We start from the raw sequence: 2,500 nt of genomic DNA, 5'->3' as shown, positions 1-2,500 counted from the left end.
GGAGTAACACCCACTGGAGGACCGAACCCACGTCTGTTGAAAAAGACGGGGATGACCTGTGGCTAGGGGTGAAAGGCCAATCAAACTCGGAAATTGCTGGTTCTCCGCGAAATCTATTTAGGTAGAGCGTCGTGTCTTACCTTCGGGGGTAGAGCACTGGATGGGCTAGGGGGCCGCGAGGCTTACCAAACCTAACCAAACTCCGAATACCGAAGAGTACAATCACGGCGGACAGACTTAGGGTGCTAAGGTCCTAGGTCGAGAGGGAAACAGCCCAGACCGCCAGCTAAGGTCCCCAAGTCATGGCTAAGTGGGAAAGGATGTGGGACGGCCAAAACAACCAGGAGGTTGGCTTAGAAGCAGCCATCCTTTAAAGAAAGCGTAACAGCTCACTGGTCTAATAGCTATCCTGCGCCGAAGATGTACCGGGGCTCAAGCCATGCACCGAAGCTGCGGGCTCGAAAGAGCGGTAGCGGAGCGTTCCGTAGGCCTGTGAAGGTGAACCGTGAGGTTTGCTGGAGGTATCGGAAGTGAGAATGCTGACATGAGTAGCGACAAGGAGAGTGAGAACCTCTCCCGCCGAAAGTCCAAGGGTTCCCGCGCAAGGCCAATCCGCGCGGGGTGAGCCGGCCCCTAAGCCGAGGGCGACAGCCGTAGGCGATGGGAACCAGGTTAATAGTCCTGGGCCCGCGAGAGGTGACGTTCCCTGTAAGTTGTCTTCCCTGACTGGATTGGTGAGGGCAGCGAAAGGGAGCCAGGAAATAACCCTCGCATATGGACCGTACCCGAAACCGACACAGGTGGACTGGTAGAGCATACCAAGGCGTTTGAGAGAATGGTGTTGAAGGAACTCGGCAAATTGCCCCCGTAACTTCGGGAGAAGGGGGCCCTCGTATCGGGCAACCGGTGCGGGGGGGCACAGACCAGGGGGTGGCGACTGTTTACTAAAAACACAGGGCTCTGCGAAGTCGCAAGACGACGTATAGGGTCTGACGCCTGCCCGGTGCCGGAAGGTTAAGAGGAGAGGTGAGAGCCTTGAATCGAAGCCCCGGTAAACGGCGGCCGTAACTATAACGGTCCTAAGGTAGCGAAATTCCTTGTCGGGTAAGTTCCGACCTGCACGAATGGCGTAACGACTTCCCCGCTGTCTCCAACACCAACTCAGCGAAATTGAATTCTCCGTGAAGATGCGGAGTTCCCGTGGTCAGACGGAAAGACCCCGTGAACCTTTACTACAACTTCGCAGTGGCATTAGGGATGGGATATGTAGGATAGGTGGGAGGCTTTGAAGCATCGGCGCCAGCTGGTGTGGAGCCATCCTTGAAATACCACCTTTCTTGTTCCTGATGTCTAACCGCGGCCCGTTATCCGGGTCCGGGACCCTGCGTGGTGGGTAGTTTGACTGGGGCGGTCGCCTCCCAAAGAGTAACGGAGGCGCGCGATGGTGGGCTCAGGCCGGTCGGAAATCGGCTGACGAGTGCAATGGCAAAAGCCCGCCTGACTGTGAGGCCGACAGGCCGAACAGAGACGAAAGTCGGTCATAGTGATCCGGTGGTCCCGCATGGAAGGGCCATCGCTCAACGGATAAAAGGTACTCCGGGGATAACAGGCTGATACTGCCCAAGAGTCCACATCGACGGCAGTGTTTGGCACCTCGATGTCGGCTCATCACATCCTGGGGCTGGAGCAGGTCCCAAGGGTTCGGCTGTTCGCCGATTAAAGTGGTACGTGAGCTGGGTTTAGAACGTCGTGAGACAGTTCGGTCCCTATCTGCCATGGGTGTAGGATACTTGAGAGGAGTTGCCCCTAGTACGAGAGGACCGGGGTGAACGGACCTCTGGTGTACCAGTTGTCACGCCAGTGGCACCGCTGGGTAGCCAAGTCCGGACGGGATAACCGCTGAAAGCATCTAAGCGGGAAGCCCCCCTCAAAACCAGGTATCCCCATCAGAGCCGTGGAAGACCACCACGTCGATAGGCCGGGTGTGGAAGCGCAGCAATGTGTGAAGCTAACCGGTACTAATCGCTCGATTGGCTTGATCCTCTCGTGCACGGCGGCAAGACAGGATGGGTGATCCCCTCCCCTGCCCCCGCACATAAGACACACAGCACGCCGCATACACACGCCGCATCAGGCGTTCTCAATCTTCAGCCAACAGGCGGATCAAAAACATCTCGGTATTCTCGCTACAGCGAGCATACGGCAGCATTCGCTTCGATGACCTGGTGGCCATGGCGAGGGCGAAACACCCGATCCCATCCCGAACTCGGCCGTGAAATCCCTCTGCGCCGATGGTACTGCGTCTTAAGGCGTGGGAGAGTAGGACACCGCCAGGTCTTCCAAGCGAATGCCACCCCAGCACGTACCTCACACCTGTCCTCTAAAATCGCCCCCCTGCCCGTCCGGGCCCTCAAAAACATTGCCGCGGGGTGGAGCAGTCCGGTAGCTCGTCAGGCTCATAACCTGAAGGTCAGAGGTTCAAATCCTCTCCCCGCAACCA

General features: G+C 57.6%; 1 tRNA gene and 2 rRNA genes (1 of these 3 cut by a window edge). All 3 read left to right on the top strand.

The features are described from left to right. A 23S ribosomal RNA gene (locus GGD82_RS20540) occupies window positions 1-2,043 on the top strand (it extends 694 nt beyond the left edge of the window). Window positions 2,044-2,221: 178 nt separating this feature from the next. Then, window positions 2,222-2,336: ribosomal RNA gene (rrf, locus tag GGD82_RS20535) — 5S ribosomal RNA — on the top strand. An 87-nt stretch (window positions 2,337-2,423) separates the two neighbouring features. Next, window positions 2,424-2,500, top strand: a tRNA-Met gene (locus GGD82_RS20530).

The sequence above is a fragment of the Roseospira marina genome, assembly GCF_014197855.1.
Classification (GTDB): domain Bacteria; phylum Pseudomonadota; class Alphaproteobacteria; order Rhodospirillales; family Rhodospirillaceae; genus Rhodospira; species Rhodospira marina.
This window is presented reverse-complemented; position numbering and strand designations above follow the sequence as displayed.